Genomic DNA, 20429 nt, shown 5'->3' with positions numbered 1-20429 from the left:
CACAAATCCCATGAAAACCTCAAAAAGGATAAAAACAATCTTCTGGGCGACAACCGGCTTTAATTTCTTGTTCGAAGGCGTCATGCCCGCACTTACCGGGCATACTGAATTTGCAAAGGAAGGCATACGCCATCTGGGCTACATTAATATAATTAATAAAAGCAAAATTCACTTCGAAGGCTTAGCCAGTCCCTGATACGCAGGTCCTTCTATCACATCTCCATCTATAGAGAAGCGGCTACCATGGCAGGGGCAGTCCCAGCTTGTTTCCACTTCGTTCCAGTGAACGATGCAGCCCATATGGGGGCAAATGGAGGATACGAGGTGCAAGGTTCCCTGTCCGTCTCGGTGAGCTGCCACTTTTTCTCCATCCACCGTCACCAATTTGCCTTCCCCATCTTTAAGTTGGTTTAGTTCCGTATTTCTATCATAAAAAATATAATCCTTTAGCAACTCCTTTCCGACATGAAGGTTTTCCTTTATAACCGTTTTTGCCGAAGCCACTGGAGTAAGTCTTTTCGGATCATACAGTTGCTCCCACTTATTGTTTTTATCCTGAATCAAGTCGCTGATAATTAGGGCTGCGGTAGTCCCATACACCAGACCATCCGCAGCAAAGCCCGTTGCGATGTAAATATTGTTGTCACCTACACTTTTACCGATGTAGGGCAAGTGATCTGCTGGCCTGTAATTCTGAGCCGCCCAAATATGGTCGATTCGTTCTACGTCAAATCGTGACCGAATATATTTCTCCAGTGACTGGTAACTGCCTTTCATCTGATCGTTTTTGCCTACTGTATAGGATCGACCCAAGACTATCAGATAATCCCCCTCGCTCGACTGATATGGGCGGATTGAATACTGTCCGCCGGCAGTGGCATGCCAGTAAATTGCCGGGGGCGGCAAAGGTACCTTTAATCGTACCGCTAAAGCAAATTCACGCTTTGATTCCATAGCAGCCTGAACCGCGTAAATGCCCTTCGGGGTATGGGTAGCCATTATGACTTTCTTAGCTCTTACCGTGCCATTATGGGTAAGCAATACACATGGATCTTTGTCTGATATATCGAGTACTGGGGTGTTTTCAAAAATCTGGCAATGCCTGGATGATATATTTGCGGCAAGTTCACGGGTATAAACTAGAGGATCAAATTGCGCCTGACCGGGAATGGTAATGATGTCCGTAACTGACAACGGAAAATCTGCCGGCACCCGGGTTGAGACTTCCAATCCCGCTTCTAACGCCGCGCGATGTTCCTTCAATATTTCCCCCATTCCATTATCCTCCACAGGTGTGGTGAACAAATGCCACGGAACCCGTTGGAAACCGCATTCAATACCAAATTCATCCACCCGCTCTTCTATAAAATCAATCGCCGCAACCCGGGAGGCTACAACTTCCTTTACCGCATCCCCTCCATGCTTTTCGTCCAATGAAAAAAGTCTTGAGTCTATCGGAGCATAAAGATTTCCGGTCGAGAAACCGGTAGTCCCCTTCCCCACTTCAGCAGCTTCTAAAACTATCACCTGCAATCCGGCCTTTGATAAAAGATAGGCAGCACTGATACCTGTAATTCCTCCTCCAATTATAGCTACATCCGCTTCCAAATCACCGTTTAGAGAATTGAAAACTGGTTGTTCAGAGTCTCTGCCCCAAACCGTTCCTAGATTTTTATTCGGTGTTTTCATATTTTTATTAATACAAAGCCGGGCGGATCTGCCTTTCCGTAAACAAACCTGCAATTACCAGTACCATCCCGAAAATGACATGCGGCCACATCACTCTTGCAGTAAACCCAAAAACCCAAGGTGAAGCCAAAAGTATGACTCCTATGATCACATCTAAATTGAGGTGCGTTGGCAAGGATACTGCGGGGAGTAAGCCATACTCAAAATCCGTTATTAAGCTGATCATTATAATTGACACTCCCGCAATTAATGGAAGGCTCATAGCTGCTCCGTGATTAAAAAACCCAAACAACCATGGACTCGCAATAAATAAAATCCCTGACATGTAGTCTATAACGGCATGCGTTCTAGAATCAATAAATCTCATATAATTTGTTCTGTTTTGTAAGAAATCTTTCTTTCCAATATTGATTACTCCATTTTATAAGAATAATTTTTGCAAGGGAATCCCAATATTATGCCACTTTAAATATTGTTCTGTTTACCTTGAGGTTTTGTAAATCCCCAAAGTCTTGAAGCGTAAAAAGAAATCTAGAAAGGAAATCGGAATTAAGGCATTTGTAAAATATCAGTAATTACTTCAGCATTCCTGTAATTGAAAACTGCTTTTCTTAAATAAAAAAAAGGAATTCTAAGATAGGGTGGACCGATTGAAATCGGAGAAATAATATGCTCCGCAGACTCTTCAATATGGTCCCAAAAAGGATTAATCAATTTTGTACCAATCCAAATCTCCCCATTATGTGGCAAATTTGACTCCTTTTTAAAGAGATTTCCAAGGCAAAATCAACAGGTACACATTTAAATTACATCTTTATCATAAATCAGGGAGGTTCTATCAGCTAATCCAAATTGGACTCATACTTGTAGAATGCTTCTTAGCGGAAATACATCCGCTTCATACTTTAAATCAACTATTTTATGAGCACCTCCAAATCAATGACCACCTATTCCCAGGTGTTGAACCTGCTTCCTGAAAGAGGCTATGGAAAAGAACTGAATATCAACCGCGCCGGTGCGAACTTTGACGGTTCAGATACTCTCTACAAGCCGGAACAGTTAAAGATCGTCAAAGTATATCGGTTCGAAGGGGAATCCGACCCATCAGATATGGCTGTCATCTACCTTATCCATAGCGAATCAGACGAGAAAGGCTATATTTTAAATGCTTACGGCACATATTCAGACCAAGATAATCCATATTATGACGAATTTATCAAGCGAGTGCCTATAGAGGAAATAGATGACCAAATAGAATGATAACTTGACAGGGAATGCAGGCGATCCCAAAAGAAATCGTAAAACCCTCTAGCTCAATATGGGCGGGGGTTTTTCTTGGCATTGGCATAATGGCAGGTATTGATGAAATTGTATTTCACCAGTTGCTCGCTTGGCATCACTTCTATGATTTGTCTACTACTGAGATCGGCTTGTTATCGGACGGTCTCCTTTACGCCTCAGAGTTGATTGCCCTGGTAGCTGGATTTTTTTTGGACTCTGAGGATTTCAGTTGTATGATGGAATTGTCATTCATATCCGGGGGAGACTTTTCTGAATCGATTTTACTGGTTGGTTTATTCTATCTCCGGTATCAAAACAAAGGCAACTACAGAAGGGACCACATTCCTCTCGGGGATAGATTAAATATTGCGAAATAAAAAGCCTCAAACGGCTATGCTCCATTCTAAGCCTTCCCCATAAGAAATTTCTATTCCATGAAAAGTATGCGGTTTGGATTAGTTATTTTTGAGGTTGAAATACTCCACCCCATCAATGCGAAATTTCGGAACTGAATTGTTAGATAGTCTTAGCCTGATAAAAGGAAACGGCTCTTTTGTTACCAGTCATCAGTCCGGGTTTATATTTCCTGGTCTATCTGTTGAAGGTCTTGGTGAAATTGCCTACCCTATCAACGGCTTACAGGCGAAGGCTTTGATACAAGAGGCCCACAAAGCTCCATTTGGCAAAGGCAGCCAAACGATCCTTGACGATTCCGTGCGGAGTGCTTGGGAGATTGATGCGGGAAAACTTCATTTTAGTGGTTCCCAATGGGATAGATTTTTACTAAAGGTGACGGCTATCATCAAACCCCAACTAGGCATCGAAGAGGTAGAGGTGGAAGTTCAGCTGTATAAGATGCTTATTTATGAAAAAGGGGATTTCTTTGTTTCTCATAGAGACTCCGAAAAAGAAAAGGGAATGTTTGGCACCCTGATCATTGGTGTGCCGTCCAAGCATAGGGGCGGTGAACTCTTGGTCAGATTTGACGGGGAAGAAAAATCCGTAAGTTTTGCTGAGCCGGCGAGCAGCTACAAGATCCCTTATGTGGCTTTTTATGCGGACTGCGAACATGAAATCAAACCGTTGACAGAAGGCTATAGAGTATGTCTAGTCTATAACCTGATTCAGAAAAAAACCGATAAAGCTGTTCGCCTGGAACCACTTGGAGAACATGTCTCGCAATTGGCTTCCATCCTGAAGGCGTGCGAAGGAAGCAAAGTCTTCTCTCCAGGAATCGTGTTGTTAGGGCATCAGTATACCCCTGAAAATTTTTCGACGGAGCAATTAAAACTAAATGACCGTACGAGGGCGGAAGCATTGATCCGTGCAGCGGATAATGCCGGATATTATGCCAAAATGTGCCTTGTCACCTCCTATCTCACCGGCATACCTGCTCCTGCTGGGTACGGGTGGGATGATGAACCGGATGACGATTTGGAAATGGAGGAAGTGCATGACGGCTGGGTATCCATCGAACACTGGGCTGAGGAAGGGCCGCCGCCCTTGCTGAAAATCGAGGTGGACGAAGACGAACTGCTTGCCACCTTCAAACTAAATGAGGGAGATCCGATTGTAAAGGAGAATTCCGGATACATGGGCAACTATGGTCCGGACCTGATGTTCTGGTATCATTATGGTGCGGTAATTTTTTGGCCTAAAGAAGCTCACGAAGCGATGCTGCTGAGTCAGGACCTTTCCAATCAGTTGGAGTGGGTGGGCTATTATAACAACAAGAGGAACCAACTTTCTGAGAGGGAAATTACCACTTGTCAAACTATCCTAAACTCCCTGTTAAATACGGAAGGTGAAGCACCCAAAGCCAACTACAACGTCGTTGCTGATTGGCTAGTAGGGCGTGGTGACGAAATATACTTTGAAAAATTAGGTTATCCCCTTCTTCTGCGTTTTTTCCAACATATACATCCTGACTTTTGGGCTAAACTCATAGAAACCTATGCTGTCAACCATTTCGAAAAAATTTTTAAAGGCATAAGCCAACAGAGAAATATTTCCGACATGCACCATCTGCTGGTGATTCTAAATGCCTTGAAGGAAACTTCCTCCGGCAGGAGCTTGGCAGAATCGCAAACGGCGGTTTTGGCGGAATATTTTAGCGAAGTCGCCTCCGGTCAGCAGCAAACGCAACTTGTTAATGCTGCTGCTCTAAGCCATCTTTTTGAGCTGGAAAGTACATTCCCCCAGCAAGAAAAATGGGTAGCGGCTATAGCGGGCATTCTTATGGAAAACGAACAACGGTCCTACATCAACGGGGTGCTTACGAAAGTGATTCTTAATCTGGAAAAGAAAACCAACCTGTCAGCGGCGTTACTAACCTTTACCGTTGCGAATTTACAGGATCGGGTTAACAATAAACCCCAGCCGCCGGCCGACTGGTCGAGACCAATGCCTAACCTTCCCAAAAATGCTTCAAGATTATGGAAGATTCTCAAAGAGTTTCTAGCCTCCCCGGTGGACCAAATATTTGATTTTCGGCGAAATCAAAGCGAAAGAAATGAACTGGAATATGCGATTAGAGCGGTTGAAGTAGACTTACGCACAGAGACCATCAAGAAAGGCTCTCCCCATACCCTCCGAATTATCAAAACCCTAGCAGCTTTTGAAAAGCAATTGAAAGAATGGCAGGAAGATGTTGTTTTGCTGGAGCAGGTAAAGAAAAAGTAATTTAGGTCAATTTAACGGTTCAATTCTTCTTTAAATTTTACCGCTGTTCCAGAAATTAAGTATAAAAACATACTAGGATTTAACGTGTTAGTTTCCACATTAGGGAAAAGCAGTCTTAATAAGACGGGAATAAAAGGTAACATATTGAGGTGTTTAAAGCACTTAATAACATTAAAAATCATATTTAAAATCTAAAAAAGCCAAAAAACACCATTAATTGACTTATTTCTAATATTTTTAAATGGTGGAACAATAATTGAAACATAGCTTGCTATTAAATAGCTAAACTATGAAAAATATTATTTACACAATAAGTTTGGTCTCCATTGCCTCCATATTGGTATTAGCCTGTGTTGATGATGATTTTTGGGACACATTAATCCCGGAAACGAATGAAAATACTACCCAAGCCCAAAACAACACTTACGTATTTATACCGGCGTTGCTAGATGCGAACGACGAGCGGGTACAGCAGCTGTCGGTTCCGAACGGATTCCAGGGTCAGAAATTTGCCGAAGACATCGCCGAACCCCGCATGATGCGGGCCAATTCCACCGGACAGATATATGTGGCAAACAGAGCCGGTGAGGTACTTTTGCTGGAGGACACGAATGGAGATGGAATTACAAATAGAAGAGACGTAGTCGCAAAATTTACTGATATACATGATTTCACCATTAGCGGGAGTTTGCTGTATATGATCCCCATAAAAGAAATATACCGTTCGGAATATGGTGACGGTACTTTAGGATCCCCTACTTTACTGACGTCCTTATTGCCCGGTGGAGGGCAACATCCCAACCGAACGTTAGAAATTGGCCCTGACGGCATGTTCTATATTTTGCCCGGAACCCAACCCCCTCCCCGCTATGCTACAAATGGGGTTATTTATATTGTGACACATCAATAAGCAAAATGAAAAAATACTATAATCAACTCAGTGACGGGTGTAGCTCCAAAACCAAGAGCAACACCCTATATTTATTTCCTTCCCGTTTACGGTCCGAGTATTTACCCATAAGTTCCGGAGTAGTGGATCCGAGGTATACCCGTGGATATGCAATGTTGAGGAAAAAACGTATTGAACTAAAAATAAAACCGGCAAGCCCTGATACTTTTCCCCTTACAGAACTCAACGCCGAATTAAAAAGATGTAGCATTGCTATTCGTAAATTGACGATTTAGATACAATTACAATAATGCTGTAATAGGTTCCAAACTTTGACCATTCACTTCCTAGGATACATCGTTTTGTTAACAAACTAATAAATTAGGGTAAATAACAGCGTATTGGTTTAGGTGGCTCCTAAGTCGATAATTTTTTTTGAAAATAAACGTCATTTCGCAAACATCCCAAACGTTTGAATTCGGAATTTTTTGCTTATCACATATGTAAGCTTGAAACCGTAAGCATGGAGTGGGGTTGTAGTGAGATGAAGTCGTAGGGAAGTTTCCCTAAGAGCGTACTTGTATTATTCTTTTCAATGTCGGTAATCAAAGCTTCTCAATTGATATCCCGTCAATGTCATCAAAATGTTTGTCTTTTGTTAGTAGGGTGAGATCAAATTCTGATTCCTAGAGACTTTGTTTACGCCATAGGACCTTCGAATAGGCAAAATTTATTATCGAGTAATAGAAACAATTAGACTTTACCTTCAACACATCATGCCCAATTTACCATCCACCACTCCTGCCTCTGGATTTAGGTAATTTTAGCTAAAAAAAATTAACCCCATCAAGGTACTCTTCAATCCTTTCCATTGATTAAAGCATATCTTCAAGATACAGAATAAATTCCCGGTTTATTGGACTAATACATATTTTACAATACTTAAAATACTTTGTCTTAACTGGGTTTTAAGAGCCTTTTCTGAAACCACGAGAATTGCTTATATCAAATCCAAGTTGTTCCAAAAACACGCGTGGTTTTTATTTTTCTGTAATTACTAACATTTCAAAGTCATCTGTTTTCAATTTATCTTCACGGGAAAAAGCTCCGAGCTTAGCTCCGAAAATCTCAATTTTTGTGAATCCAAGTGTTTTAAGTAACCATGTTATTTCGCATGGAACATAATACCTTTCATTACACGCTAATTCTTTTTCTACTCCGCTGTCATCCACCACTTTTGTGATGTTGTAATCTCTAAATGTCATTAAGTCAAAATTCTTGCTGTCGTACGTCGCGTTTCCGTCAACAGCTCCCTCATCGTGAAAATCTTTCATTGAGTGAAATAATGGGAATAATCCGTTTAATGTTGTGAATATGAATTTTGATTTTCCCTTTAACGACCGAGAAACGTTTTTCAGAATCTCGTAATTCATCTCGTCCGTCTCCATTAAAGGAAAACCACCTTCGCACAACATGATAGCAACGTCAAATTCCTTTTCAAAAGGTAAATTTCGTGCATCGCATCTCATAAAATCAACCTTTACCCCGTTTTGCTTAGCCTTTTCTTTAGCTTTTTTGAGTAAAGATTCAGACAAATCAATCCCGGTCATCGAATAACCTCTCTTTGACAATTCTATGGAATGACGCCCAGTGCCACACCCGATATCAATGATTTTCAACTCTTTATTGAAATCCAGTTCCCTCTCAATGAAATCGCATTCTCCAATTGTACCCTGTGTGAAACTTTCATTGTCGTATTTCTGACCGTAATTTTCAAATAATGTTTCGTACCATTGTTTTTTATTCATTTCGTTCTCATTTGTCTGTGTCTCTTTTGCTTGGTGTCTTTCGTTAAATGACGATGAACTCCTTATTGGTTTGGTGCCAAATATCCTTTTTCACTCGAAACGATGTTTTTTCAAAGCGTGTCTCTTCCGCTATTTCAGGAAAAGATAAGCATACCTTGCCTAATTTTCAAGCTGCTTCATTTTCGCTTTTATCAAAAGACAACATCCACCGTACCCCGAATTTGTCAATAACCATGGCAAACAGTGCTCCCCAAAACTGCTCCTTCAATTCCTCAATAATTTTTCCATTTTGTGAAAGTTTTTGGTAAAGCTCTCGGATCTCTTCTTCTGTGGCGCAGTTAAGGTTTAGCTGAACCGCATTGCCCCGTTTCAATTCGCCTTGACCACACATGTCGGACGCCATAATATTGAAATCACCGTTGCTCAAACTCGCATGCATAATCTGATTATGTAGCTTCTCGGGGAACTGATCTTTGGCAGGGGATTGACCGATGGGCATCAGTTCCAAATTTCCGCCAAAGAGACCTTGGTAGAAATCCATTGCTTCTCTGCAATTATCTTGGAAATGTAAATAGGGTTGAATGGGTGCTCTCATTGTCGTATGAATTAGTTGAGTTTTACCAGCTTTCCTTTGCGTTTGATCAGATTTTTGTAATCCCATTGGATTTGGGTTGACTTATAAAGCCACCGGTTTAAGTCCACTTTGTCAACCTGCTCTGCAGAAGTATAAAGAATGGATGCATCTTTAAATTTGCCCGTTCCCGGCTGTAGTTTTTCTTCGCCGAAATCCAATCCGCTCCAAAACATCAATCGAATTCCAGTCTTCAGTTTGCTATATCCGACGATGGGATTGCCCTCCAAGAACCAAACGGGATGGGCGTGCCATATTTTGCTTTCAGCCTCCGGAAGTTCTTTATCAATTAATTTACGCAACAGCTCACAGATTTCCCGTTCGGGTTCATCTTGGGATTCATTGAAGGCATTGATGGATGTGTTCATAAAATGATTCTTTAATCATCAAGTCGAATCATGCATATTACCGATTCGTTGGCAGTACCATATCCGGCCGATTTTGGATCATACAATTCCACGCAATATCCCTCAGGATCCAAGTTTGGGACTTCCAATAATTCCTCAAAGGCTCTACCGATGGCGGGAATATCTTGTTTATAATTATCCACAGTCATCGAAATATAAGTCCCTTTTTTGATGGTAAGGGACTCGCTCTCCAATTGCTGAGCCTCACCCTCACTCATTTCCTCCGCCGCCGCCCTATATACTATATCTCCGTCTTTTTCCGGTCGGGATAAGCCAAATATTCTTCTTGGAGTTGAGTCGTCCAGTAAAGAATGGAGTTTGTCAAATGCTGTTGGAACCCCTTCAGGAAAGAATGGAGCCGCAACGGCTAACACATGTATATCGGCATTAATCGTTATTTTTTCCATTGTTGCTGTTTTTGAAGTTCAATTGTTCGTCCGCTAATGCTTTGTGTAGTGTCGGTAGTGATGCTTTCCCCATTCCGTGAAGCGCTAGTATTTCCTTCTCTGTATGGTTAGCAAGTTTTTGAATGGTATCAATTCCGTGATTTAATAAAGTGTTTCTGGCTGGATTACTCAGAAGCCCCAGAAAGCCCGTCGCTGATTCTTTTAGTTTCTCACAGGTCGGGCAGGTTGGACATTCACTACTTTTGTAAAAGACATGTCCAAACTTGCAGGTCCGTTTAGTTTTTTGTGATTTCATAGTTACTCTAATCGGAATACCAAATTGAGGCTATATCCTCCTCAAAACCGCAAAACGTTTTTTCCAAGTGCAGAAGGTATAAAATTAACCGAATTTGAAAACCAAAACAATGGTAGAATTGGACATAATGAGGGTGGATTGCGACAGATTATTAAAATTTACTGCCATTGTTTACATCCTTTGTATATTATAAGGTGAAGGTGGATAAACATAATGCTACTGTTTTAATGATGGATTCTATTGCGCACTGATATATTGGTCCAGATTCTCCAGACCTGCCGTGAAGCCTTCTTTGAAGCCCATTTCAATAATGGCTTCCAGATCCTCCAAAGAGTCAAATTGAAGAAAAATATCCACCAATGTACCATTCGTCTCCTCGGAAAAGTCATTTCTCCATTTTACTCGAGGTTTAGTATCATTGATAGTTGAAAATTCATCGCAGAAGGCGTCAATTCCTGAAAAGGACTTTTCCTTTTCTATGCTTTCAAAGTCAAACCTGCTCCAGTGGGTATCACCTTCTGGACCTAGCATATAATAATGCCAACAACCGCCGACATTGAAATCCATGGATTTCGTAATTGCCTGATAGGGCTTTGGTGCCCACCATTGGTCGAGAATATCTGCTTCGGTCCAAGCTGCCCACACCAAATCAAGGGGAGCGTCGAAGGATCTTACAACGTGGATGGTGTTGTTCTTTTTGTCCACATTAAAATTGAAAAGTACGGCTGAGTTCATTTTTTATTTTGTTTTAGTTGATATAATACGTTATCCAACTGATCGAACCTTTTCGCCAATAGCTGCCTGAACTGATCCAACCATTTTTCGATTTCTTTCATTTTATCCGTATTGAGGTGGTAATAAATCTCTCTCCCCTGTTGTTGATAGGTAAGAATATCACATTCCGCCAATACTTTAATGTGCTTAGACACCGCCTGTCTGCTGGTCTGAAAATGCTCAGCAATACCATTCGGTGTCATCGCCCCTACTGCCAGTAAAAGAATTATAGCCCTCCTTGTCGGGTCCGCTATCGCCTGAAAAACATCTCTTCTCACATCCATTCTGTTTTATTTGCTACTATATGGTTGCGAATATAAATGCGATTAATTGGTTGCGCAAATAATTTTGCGATTTTTTATCACATAGAGGTTCATAAAAAAGAATAAAATTTATGGGACCTATGCGGCAAAAATCTATGCCCTAATTCAATAACGGCTCCGGCCTTTTTAACCACATAGTAGCATAGTTCACATAGGGAAATTAAATAAACTAATTCTTTATTTTAAAAACTATGTGCGCTTTTGTGTCCTATGTGGTAAAATTTTTAACATATAGTTTGATTATATCAAAATTAATTCTACGTTTGTAGAAACAAATGATATTCTGTAGAATGGCGTTATCCAAATCCGAAGAGAAACTAATGGAACTGATATGGTCGAATCAGCCCATATTTATGAAAGAGCTTTTGGAAGTTCATCCTAATCCAAAGCCTGCACCAAGTACGGTGGCGACGCTACTGAAACGCATGCAAAATAAAGGATTTGTGGATTTCAAACTATTTGGAAACTCCAGGCAATATCACGCACTGGTGGAGAAGCCCGATTATTTTTCAGGTCAGGTGAAAACCATTATCAGAGATTTCTTTTCCGACAGCCCGCTTCAGTTTGCCTCATTTTTCACCAAAAAGGCCGACCTGACAACAAAAGAGTTGGAGGAGATTAAAAAACTGGTGGAAACGGAAATTGAACACAGAAAGAAATGATGGTCTTAGTCAAATTTATCGCCTGTTCGGCATTTTTGATGCTGCTATTCCACCTCTTTTTGGCAAAGGAAAAATCATTTCAGCTAAACCGTTGGATACTGTTGGCGCTTATTCCCGCCGCCATGATTATTCCTTTCCTTAGCTTTCCGATAGTTGTGCCAGATCAAAACCCTGTACAGATTGAATATCTCCCCATTGACCTTTCTCAATCGGCGACAGTAAGCCAATCAAACCCAAGTCCCAAAGCCTTCTCACCTATACAATGGTTTCTTTTTGTATACATTCCAGTGTTTTTCTTTTTACTGATAACAAAACTAAAAGCCCTGAATCAGTTGATTGTTTGGACAAAAAATGCCCCGGTTCAGCACATACCGGGCGCATTGCTGATTCTGTCAGAAAAAGTCCTTTCTCCATTTAGTTTTGGCAAATATATTTTTATGCACCCTGCCATTTATAATGAACGTAGCGAAAACACACAGATGATACTTTCCCATGAACGGGTTCACATTAATCACCGGCACCATTTAGACCTGCTGTGGATGGAGTTTTTACTTGTTGTCTTCTGGTTTAACCCGGTGGTATATCTGGTAAAAAGAGCCATGGTACTGAACCACGAATACCTTGCAGACCATGAAGTACAGCAGGCGGCGCACCCGATAAAGTATAAAAAACTTCTTCTTGAGTTGACAATACACAATAACCCGGGAATATTGACCAGTTCTATTTCCTCCTCCGCATTAAAAAATCGATTAACCATGATGAACAAGCCCATAACCAAAAATATTATGCAGTTTCGAATCTTTAGCTTCAGCCTTATATCCTTGTTAATTATTGCGGGATTTTCTGTAGAAATTAACGCACAACAAAATCCTTCTACAAGCCAAAAACAAAATCAGGTCACAGATGACACGTTTTTCGAGGTAGAGACACAACCTGAATTCAAAGGGGGGATGCCTGCCTTTTATATGTATGTCGTAAATGAACTAGAGTATCCTTTGCGGGCACGGAGAAATGGCATTGAAGGAGAGGTTGTCGTTCAGTTTGTGGTAGAAAAAGACGGTTCACTTTCCAATGTATCGGCCATTAACGAACTTGGAGGAGGCTGTGAGGAGGAGGCAATTAGGGTAGTAAAGAATTCTGCGGCTTTCAAACCGGGTATGCAACGGGGCCGTCCGGTTAGGGTACAAATGGTATTGCCCATACACTTTAGCCTTGACAAGGAAAAGGTAGGTCAAGACGGGCATCCTACAGGTAAAATTATCGTGGAGGGAGTAGAGCAGAGAAACGGTGAGCTGAAAGTTGACGCCAGCTATGCGGATGGCTTTTGGACGGGTACAGTGCGTGACCCCGAAGGAAATACCCTTCCAGGGGCACATATTATTATAGTGGATACTACAAAAGGAACGGTAACGGATATAAACGGAGATTTTTCGATATTTGCCGATGCGTCCCGGAAGCTAGTCGTCAGCTTTATGGGGTATCAATCGGTAAGGTTGGGAAAATGAAAAATCATCAATACTTGAATCATTTGCTGTCATGGTTAGATTCCAATTATGTTAAGTAGCTCCTTCGTGCTGTCCTTTTTTTCAATATAGATTTTCCCACCTGCAATAGATATTTTCTTCATCATAAAAAATCCTGTACCCCTATTTTAGCCCAGTCCTTTTGATAGCAATTTTTTGGTTATGAATTATTAACGTGTCTTACTTACCCAATTTAATTTCCTCCCAAGTCCAAGGTTGCTTTCTACCCTTATGTTCATTCCTTACTTGCCTAACGAGTTCCGGCTGGACGATTGCGAAATCAAGATAACCCGAACCCATTTCTGGAAAACTTCTCATGCCAAGGTCGTAACGTACGTAGCTTAATACCGAGGCAATCCATTCATCGTCATTTTCTCCCATAGGAGGCATAATTTCTGGATATTCTTTCCCATCCACAGGACCCTCCAGCCCATGAAGCATTATCTGGATTACTCCCTTTTTGTATTCCAGCAATTTGAATTTTCCAATCAGTGGCGGCGCAATATGGACTGGGAGTCCTTGGCCCTCAGGACCGTGGCATCCTACGCAAAGTGTCTTGAAAATAGTGGCTCCCTTTATAACCATTTCCCTTGCCTCGGGATTCAAAGCTACCAGTTTGGCTCCGTAGGTTTTCGCCTCTTCGTTTTTCTCCAAGCTTTTGGTGATTCCCGACAACAGTAAACTGTCTACTGACTGCCATCTTATTCCTTCAATCGTCTCTGCGGTCTGTGGGTCTTCGACAGAATGAAGGGATAGCAACAACTGAAAACGAACGTCCGGATCAACATCGGATTTAAGCGGCTCCAACATCTCCATGGTTTCTTTGTGGTGGCTTTTCAAAAAGGGTTCACTTATCCAAACGGCCGCTTTCCTAACCTCAGGTGCCTTATTTTGAAGCGCTAGGGAAATCACATTCAAATCCAGCGCATCCAGCCCTTCTAATGTCCATAAGGCGTGTATAATTGCAAGAGGGCAAGGAAATGTACTCAATGGACCTTTTTCTCCTTTGGCTATAGTTTTCAAATCCTCCACAACTGATTTATCTCCTCGATCGATAATTTCCTTTTGGGCATTATCTCTCCACCAGCCATTTGGATGGTTCAGATAAGTGACAAGTTTTTTAGTCGATTCCTCCAGCATATTGGGGGTAGGACCACGTGGTATATCATTATGAACCAACCTGTATATCCGGCCGTTTCTCACATTTTTCTGTAGTTGATTATTCATTATCTGCGCATACAGATAGCTACCGGGTTGGGCCCAAGTAGATTCTTGAATTATCCCCCTGTACATATCCACGATATACAAACAACCATCCGGCCCGGTATACATATTGACAGGCCGGAAGTTCATGTCGGTGGAGGAAATAAATTCTTCCTCATCATAGGCATTTGTAAGCTTGATCAACCCATTGTCCGAGCTTACATTAGCCCTTCTAATTATTCTACCCACCGGCTCAGCTACAAAATAATCGCCAGACATTGTGTGCGGTAATCTGTCTCCCCTGTAAACCGCCTGTCCGGCAGCTGAGGTAAAAGTTTTTACGGTACTGTCGGCACGCAGTGTTTTGGGACCCCCGTTTACATCTGGAGTTTTGATTATGGGCCAAACTTCATTAAAATCGGGGCTATATGCTTCCTCCATATCAAGTTGCCCATATACCGGATTGATCTGAAATCCTGTTGCTGCCTTACCTGCCGCCGCTCTGCTAAAGAACAACCTGCCGTAGTCATCATGCGTCAAGCCCCACTGCCCATTAGATCCTCCAGCCAAGGAATCAACTTCCAACCTTCCTCCTTTGTACTTGAACCGTACTGGATCGGTGGTTACATATATCCAATTGTCCAGATTCCAATCCAACCCGCTTCGTTGATGCTCTACATTCCCGAAAGCTTTCTCTTCAGATTGAAATACCGCTCTTTTTTGATCCGCTTTTCCATCGCCATTGGTATCTTTATAGGCATATATATCAAAAGTGTTGGTTTCATTTACAAAAACCTCCTCTCCCACAGTAAGCAGCATTCTGGGTAATCTAAGGCTGTCCAAAAATACGCTGCTCTTGTCCATTTTACCATCATTATTGGTGTCTTCAAGCAACATTATCCGGCTTCTGGCTTCATCCTGTCCTTCGGCATCTACGGTTTGCATATACGTTTCCATTTGCGCAACATACATACGCCCGTTCCCATCCCATGCAATCGCTACAGGTTCTGATATCATCGGCTCACTCGCAACCAATTCCAATTCATATCCTTCGGGAATCCTGATGGTTTTCAGACTTTCGAAGGGAGACAATGGAACGGTTATTGGATTTTGATTCACAACCCTTGGTGAAGCAAAGACCATGTTCTCGGTCACATGACTGTAATCCTTCAGATCATCATGCTTACCTTCTTGGCAACTTTGGCAGATGACACAAAATAAAATAATTGATAGTTGAAAGGACGTCGACATCATATAGAGAATGTTTTTTCTTTGATCTTCAAGTAGGTTTAATATTGCAAATTTTTATTAGGAGGTAACATTATAAAAAATTTTCTATACCTTTTTTGGGGGAAATGTTAATCGGTCCTAGTATGTTCCCTTGAATGTTTGCAAAGAGAATTAAGATATTGATCCAGTGAAAATCCAGCCGGATAATCGGGAAATTGGTATTACCCGACGGGATTACCAAGCACCCTGCAGCTTTCGGATCAAGACCAACTGACCTGCATGGTAAGCATCATGCGTGGCTAAATCCAATACTTGCTGACCGATAGCTTCCTCAGGCTGTTGCAGTTCAAGATCAGCGTCTTTGAGAGATTGGATATGGGTGACAATTTTGGAATTGACGGAAAAAAGCTCCTGTTTGACTTCTTCCCATTCCCAAGCAAGTCCAGCCAGGAAGGTCGTTTCATTGTTTGCCACTGACTCAAAATCTATGCCGCACAGCCTGCACAAAAACCTGGCTTTATAATAGAAAAGGTGATGTGTTATTTCCTGAATAGAGTTAAAATCAGCGATTCCTTCCGGCTTCCATACAGCTTGTTTTGCATCCACATTTTCGAGGGCTTTTCTGATTGGGACAAACCAGTTTTCCATATCGTTTGAAATTTCCCAGCTTTTTAAGAGGACTTCTTTTCGGGTCATGGTGTGATGAATTTATAACTAACTTACGAGCTACAACAAAATAAGAGATTGTTAGGCTGGAAGAATAATAGAATGAGAATAAACTGAAATCTAATATCCATTCGATGGTTTAACTTGTTTATCGCTTTATTTTTAGAAGGAAAAATAAGAAATTTCAGGCGGCTTTTTGCTTCATAATTAAGATATATTTGTTTGCAATTATCCCTGTAGCAGTCGTATTTTTAGAACACGAAAGATTGAACTCTAGGGGAAATCATATTCAATCCCTCAAATCTTTAAGTTAATCCAAAAACTACCGATGAAACTTACCACCGACCTTACTGAATCCTTGCTCAAAATATTGAAAATCCGATTCCTGAAAAATACAAACCGCCACCGGGGGATTGAATGGCAGCAGGTAGAAGACAGGCTTTTGTTCGAACCAAAAAAACTCTGGTCTCTCAATGAAATGGACATCACAGAGGGTGAACCGGATGTGGTTGGCAAGGACGAGAAAACCGGAGCATTTATTTTTGTAGACTGTTCTCCAGAGACCCTAAAGGCCGCCGAAGTATTTGTTACGACCATGAGGCCTTGGAATCCCGGAAAGAACATAAGCCAAAAAACAGTGCAATTGGTATGGCGGAAGAAATAGGCATAAAGATATTGAATGAGGAGCAATACAGGGATTTGCAGCGTTTGGGTAAATTCGATACAAAAACCTCGAGTTGGATAGAAACTCCCACGGAGATCCGAAAGCTCGGAGGTGCCATTTTTGGAGATTGGCGATATGGCCAGGTTTTTATTTATCACAACGGCGCCGAATCCTATTACGGAGCAAGGGGGTTTCGGGGAATATTAAAGGTTTAGGTTAGGTTATACACTACCTAAAATCAGGATCTTAGGTTCACGCTTTTAGAAAACCCAAACTTTTTATACATTGGAGCTCCACAATAAATCGGGAAAGAAAATTCTAGATATTGGAAAGTGTTTCTAAACTAAAAAGGTATGAATACGAGCGACACCCACAATGAACGCATGGCAAAAATGACCTTCTCCTCGGTATATCCACATTACGTCACCAAAGTCGAGAAAAAAGGCAGGACAAAAGAAGAATTGCACGAAGTCATAGAATGGCTAACGGGATTTGACGAGAGTAAAGTGCAGGACCTAATTGATCAGAACGCAACGTTTGAAACTTTCTTCCAGCAAGCTAAATTAAATCCAAACGCACACCTGATTAAGGGAATGATTTGTGGTTACCGAATTGAGGACATTGAGAATCCCTTGACACAGAAGGTCCGTTTTTTGGACAAAATAGTAGATGAACTGGCCCAGGGAAAGAAAATGGAGAAGATATTAAGGAAGGGGTAGGAAATGAAAAGTAGATACAATCCAAAAATCCACCATCGTAAGTCTATCCGATTAAAGGGGTATGATTATTCGAATATATTCGTGGCGTAAAAACGTTGGGATGGCCCCGATTCAACGGAAAATTATGGCAACGCAATTATTGGGATAACATTATCCGGAACGAACAATCCTATCGCCGCATTTCCAATTATATCATCAGCAATCCCCAAAAATGGGATGATGATAAATTTTTTCGGAAATGACCATCAAAATTCCTTTTGCACAACAATGAATAATGCAACCGCAAATCAAAATTGATGAAAGGCCTAGCAATTACGTCCTCAACCCAAACAACAACCGCAGCAACTTCACCCTTCGGATGCCCTCAAAAGCCGCCAAACATCCCACTACCGTGAAAATCATCACCAGCAAAAACTGTAATTGCACCGCAATATCCAATGGGAAAATCAAAAGCGATCCCATATATAGAAAAATCATGTGGACGATATAGACAGGATAAGCTGCCTCACTGAGATAAGCCAACAGCTTTCCAGGTTTATTCAAATGTTTGCTGCCAAAGGCCAACACCACAACAATCCAGGCAAATGATTCTATCGGTACCAAATATATCGGTACTTGGAATCCAAAATAAAATGTACGAAGAAAAAACAACCCTACCCCCATCACCAGCCAAATCCATCTCCATCTTTGAATCATTTTCCAAAACCCGCTACCCGCAAGAACAAAGCAATACCCAAAAAAGAACGCCAACAATCCCAGAAAAAAACCATGCCATGTGCGGGCATACAATTCGTAAGGAATGGGATCAAGGATAATGGCCTCTCCTACCAATGCCGCAGCCACCAGTACCAGACCCAAAGGATTACTGAGAACCCTGGTAATCCAATCTCTGACCTTATTGGCTTTCTTAGATCTTAACAGATAAAACAAAGGAGCTAAGAGAAGGACATAGGCAAAGATGTTTGCCAAAAACCACAAATGTCCAGCATCCCACATATACGTTAAATTCATGTTGTTATTATAGCGCCAGATAAGGAGGTGGATCGGAACGATGGCAAACACGCCAAAAACAAAAGGAAGCAAGATACGCCTGCTGCGTTCTGTAATCAGCTGGACGAAATTCCGCTTGCCCATCGCAAAGTATAGGCCCATTCCTGATACAAAGAATAACAGCGGAATCCTCCATATATTAATCAAGGACATGGGAATCCAAAGTGCTGGCCAGGACTTGGGATTTGCAATAAAGGCAATCATCCCGCCCCAAGGCTGAAAACCAATGGCAATATGGTAGACCAAAAGTAATCCGATAGCGATTACCCGCAGCCAGTCAATGTCGTAGCGTCTTTCGGTGGTGGACATAGAATTTAATTTGTGGGAAATGGAAAGTTAAACCTGGCAGGTTTTTGGTTAGGTAAACCTGTCAGGTTTTAGATGATTCTGACCAGCTTAAAAGATTTTTCAAAGGAAACCTGCAGGTTTTAGTTAGATAAACCTGTCAGGTTTTTACCGAATCTGACTAGGCTAGGATATTTTTCTTTTAAACCTGACAGGTTTGGCTCCGTCAAGGCCTCAACATCGCCGCAATCTCCGGCCTAGTTTTTTTGATATAATCATAGTCAAGCGTAAGCCCCATTGGTCCAAGCATAGTTCCCATCATGTCATAGGAATCCTTCATTTCATCAAAAGATCCTCTTACATTATCATAGGCTGTTCCCCCATATTTGTTGGTTATCGTTTTATCTGCACCGTTGTCGAGAAGTATCCTTACGATTTCTGGCCGGCAAAAAAAAGCTGCCGTATGCAAGGCTGTGCTGCCTTCATTATTCTGGAAATTAATATCGGCCCCAGCTTCCAATAGGACTTTAGCCATTTCCGGCTTGCCAAATACTGCCGCTGAAATCAAGGGGCTGGAGCCACCAAAAGGGTCCCTGACATTAAGGTCGCCTCCGTTACTGATGTACATTTCGACCGCCGCCATATCATCGGAGATAACAGCCCCGTGGATATCTTCTGCTCTGTTTTCGGAACCTGATGAATTGCTGCCACAAGATGAAATAACCAGGATGCCTGCAAATAAAATAGCAATAAGTAAGTTATGTGATTTCATTTTTTTATAGTTTTGAATGAAGCACAAAGTAAGGCCAGCGACAAGTGAGTAACTAAACAACCCTGCGGACAAAACCATAAAGAATGCTGAATGCAATATAAATTTTGACGCATCAGTATAAATTTTGCTGAAATCGAGCCTGCCTACCGGACAGGCAGGCATGACGAGATCGTCGCACACGGGATGATAATCATGGCGAGATTTTCCCGAATAAATTCGGGACAGGCTACTCCGGCAAACCGGGACAAGTTATGACCTCTGAAAAACAAATTATAAACACATGAAATCGAGCATGACGAAAACGTCACACAGTGGGATGATTATCGTTGCGAGATTCCATCTGACCGTTAAAAATCAAATTATAAACAGATGAAATCCAGCATGACGAGATCGTCACACAGTGGGATGATTATAGTTGCGAGATTCCATCTGACCGTTAAAAATCAAATTATAAACAGATGAAATCCAG

General features: G+C 41.6%; 21 protein-coding genes and 1 pseudogene. 9 read left to right on the top strand and 13 right to left on the bottom strand.

The window, feature by feature from the left end:
- The first annotated feature begins 10 nt into the window (after positions 1–10).
- Positions 11–196: a hypothetical protein gene (locus FQ608_RS25450; protein WP_199856476.1), complete on the top strand. Its 186-nt coding sequence runs from the start codon at positions 11–13 to the stop codon at positions 194–196.
- Here the strand turns inward: FQ608_RS25450 and FQ608_RS25445 are convergent.
- Complete coding sequence (locus FQ608_RS25445) at positions 169–1689, bottom strand: FAD-dependent oxidoreductase (protein ID WP_158861313.1); 1521 nt, start codon at positions 1687–1689, stop codon at positions 169–171. The genes FQ608_RS25450 and FQ608_RS25445 overlap by 28 nt on opposite strands.
- Positions 1690–1696: 7 nt before the next feature.
- Complete coding sequence (locus FQ608_RS25440; RefSeq protein WP_158861312.1) at positions 1697–2056, bottom strand: SPW repeat protein; 360 nt, start codon at positions 2054–2056, stop codon at positions 1697–1699.
- 554 nt (positions 2057–2610) lie between these two features.
- Between FQ608_RS25440 and FQ608_RS25435 the strand changes: the two genes are divergently transcribed.
- From FQ608_RS25435 to FQ608_RS25420, 4 genes are all read left to right on the top strand, one after another.
- Positions 2611–2949, top strand: coding sequence for a hypothetical protein (locus FQ608_RS25435; RefSeq protein WP_158861311.1), 339 nt, complete (start codon positions 2611–2613; stop codon positions 2947–2949).
- 14 nt (positions 2950–2963) lie between these two features.
- A complete protein-coding gene (locus tag FQ608_RS25430; RefSeq protein WP_158861310.1) occupies positions 2964–3347 on the top strand; it encodes a DUF2243 domain-containing protein in 384 nt (127 codons plus the stop codon).
- Positions 3348–3462: 115 nt separating this feature from the next.
- A complete protein-coding gene (locus tag FQ608_RS25425; protein WP_158861309.1) occupies positions 3463–5652 on the top strand; it encodes a 2OG-Fe(II) oxygenase in 2190 nt (729 codons plus the stop codon).
- Positions 5653–5941: 289 nt separating this feature from the next.
- On the top strand, positions 5942–6562 hold the full coding sequence (locus FQ608_RS25420) for a hypothetical protein (RefSeq protein ID WP_158861308.1): 621 nt from the start codon (positions 5942–5944) through the stop codon (positions 6560–6562).
- 1019 nt (positions 6563–7581) lie between these two features.
- Here FQ608_RS25420 and FQ608_RS25415 read toward each other — a convergent pair.
- From FQ608_RS25415 to FQ608_RS25385, 7 genes are all read right to left on the bottom strand, one after another.
- Positions 7582–8349: a class I SAM-dependent methyltransferase gene (locus FQ608_RS25415; RefSeq protein WP_158861307.1), complete on the bottom strand. Its 768-nt coding sequence runs from the start codon at positions 8347–8349 to the stop codon at positions 7582–7584.
- Between the two features lie 166 nt (positions 8350–8515).
- Positions 8516–8944, bottom strand: coding sequence for a VOC family protein (locus FQ608_RS25410; protein ID WP_158861306.1), 429 nt, complete (start codon positions 8942–8944; stop codon positions 8516–8518).
- Between the two features lie 11 nt (positions 8945–8955).
- On the bottom strand, positions 8956–9348 hold the full coding sequence (locus FQ608_RS25405) for a DUF1801 domain-containing protein (RefSeq protein ID WP_158861305.1): 393 nt from the start codon (positions 9346–9348) through the stop codon (positions 8956–8958).
- An 11-nt stretch (positions 9349–9359) separates the two neighbouring features.
- A complete protein-coding gene (locus tag FQ608_RS25400; protein WP_199856475.1) occupies positions 9360–9794 on the bottom strand; it encodes a transcriptional regulator in 435 nt (144 codons plus the stop codon).
- Positions 9775–10089 carry an RNA polymerase alpha subunit C-terminal domain-containing protein gene (locus FQ608_RS25395; RefSeq protein WP_158861304.1) on the bottom strand — a complete coding sequence of 105 codons (315 nt, stop codon included), beginning with the start codon at positions 10087–10089 and terminating at the stop codon, positions 9775–9777. The genes FQ608_RS25400 and FQ608_RS25395 overlap by 20 nt, the downstream gene beginning before the upstream one ends.
- 237 nt (positions 10090–10326) lie before the next feature.
- Complete coding sequence (locus tag FQ608_RS25390) at positions 10327–10824, bottom strand: SRPBCC family protein (protein WP_158861303.1); 498 nt, start codon at positions 10822–10824, stop codon at positions 10327–10329.
- The gene (locus tag FQ608_RS25385) at positions 10821–11141 is read right to left on the bottom strand and encodes an ArsR/SmtB family transcription factor (RefSeq protein ID WP_158861345.1); all 321 of its coding nucleotides are present in this window, start codon (positions 11139–11141) and stop codon (positions 10821–10823) included. The genes FQ608_RS25390 and FQ608_RS25385 overlap by 4 nt, the downstream gene beginning before the upstream one ends.
- Before the next feature lie 335 nt (positions 11142–11476).
- On the opposite strand from FQ608_RS25385, the gene FQ608_RS25380 reads away from it, so the two are divergent.
- A complete protein-coding gene (locus FQ608_RS25380; protein WP_158861302.1) occupies positions 11477–11848 on the top strand; it encodes a BlaI/MecI/CopY family transcriptional regulator in 372 nt (123 codons plus the stop codon).
- On the top strand, positions 11845–13353 hold the full coding sequence (locus FQ608_RS25375) for a M56 family metallopeptidase (RefSeq protein WP_158861301.1): 1509 nt from the start codon (positions 11845–11847) through the stop codon (positions 13351–13353). The genes FQ608_RS25380 and FQ608_RS25375 overlap by 4 nt, the downstream gene beginning before the upstream one ends.
- Positions 13354–13551: 198 nt before the next feature.
- Here FQ608_RS25375 and FQ608_RS25370 read toward each other — a convergent pair whose 3' ends face one another.
- Together FQ608_RS25370 and FQ608_RS25365 are read right to left on the bottom strand one after the other, a co-directional pair.
- Positions 13552–15828, bottom strand: a complete 2277-nt coding sequence (locus tag FQ608_RS25370; protein ID WP_158861300.1) for a DUF7133 domain-containing protein — start codon at positions 15826–15828, stop codon at positions 13552–13554.
- 210 nt (positions 15829–16038) lie between these two features.
- Positions 16039–16500 (bottom strand): DinB family protein, encoded by a 462-nt coding sequence (locus FQ608_RS25365; protein ID WP_158861299.1) that lies wholly within the window; start codon positions 16498–16500, stop codon positions 16039–16041.
- Between the two features lie 298 nt (positions 16501–16798).
- Here FQ608_RS25365 and FQ608_RS25360 point away from each other — a divergent pair.
- Positions 16799–17349, top strand: a pseudogene (locus tag FQ608_RS25360) (DUF4256 domain-containing protein).
- 138 nt (positions 17350–17487) lie between these two features.
- On the top strand, positions 17488–17853 hold the full coding sequence (locus tag FQ608_RS25355) for a DUF2200 domain-containing protein (RefSeq protein ID WP_158861298.1): 366 nt from the start codon (positions 17488–17490) through the stop codon (positions 17851–17853).
- Positions 17854–18165: 312 nt separating this feature from the next.
- On the opposite strand, the gene FQ608_RS25350 is transcribed toward FQ608_RS25355, so the two are convergent.
- Both FQ608_RS25350 and FQ608_RS25345 read right to left on the bottom strand, forming a co-directional pair.
- On the bottom strand, positions 18166–19212 hold the full coding sequence (locus FQ608_RS25350) for an acyltransferase family protein (RefSeq protein WP_158861297.1): 1047 nt from the start codon (positions 19210–19212) through the stop codon (positions 18166–18168).
- Between the two features lie 202 nt (positions 19213–19414).
- Complete coding sequence (locus FQ608_RS25345) at positions 19415–19960, bottom strand: ankyrin repeat domain-containing protein (RefSeq protein ID WP_199856474.1); 546 nt, start codon at positions 19958–19960, stop codon at positions 19415–19417.
- Positions 19961–20429 lie beyond the last annotated feature (469 nt).

Origin of the sequence: Lunatibacter salilacus (assembly GCF_009797935.1) — a bacterium.
GTDB lineage: Bacteria > Bacteroidota > Bacteroidia > Cytophagales > Cyclobacteriaceae > Lunatibacter > Lunatibacter salilacus.
Note: the sequence above shows the minus strand (reverse complement) of the source record. Positions and strands in the feature narration are given on the sequence as shown.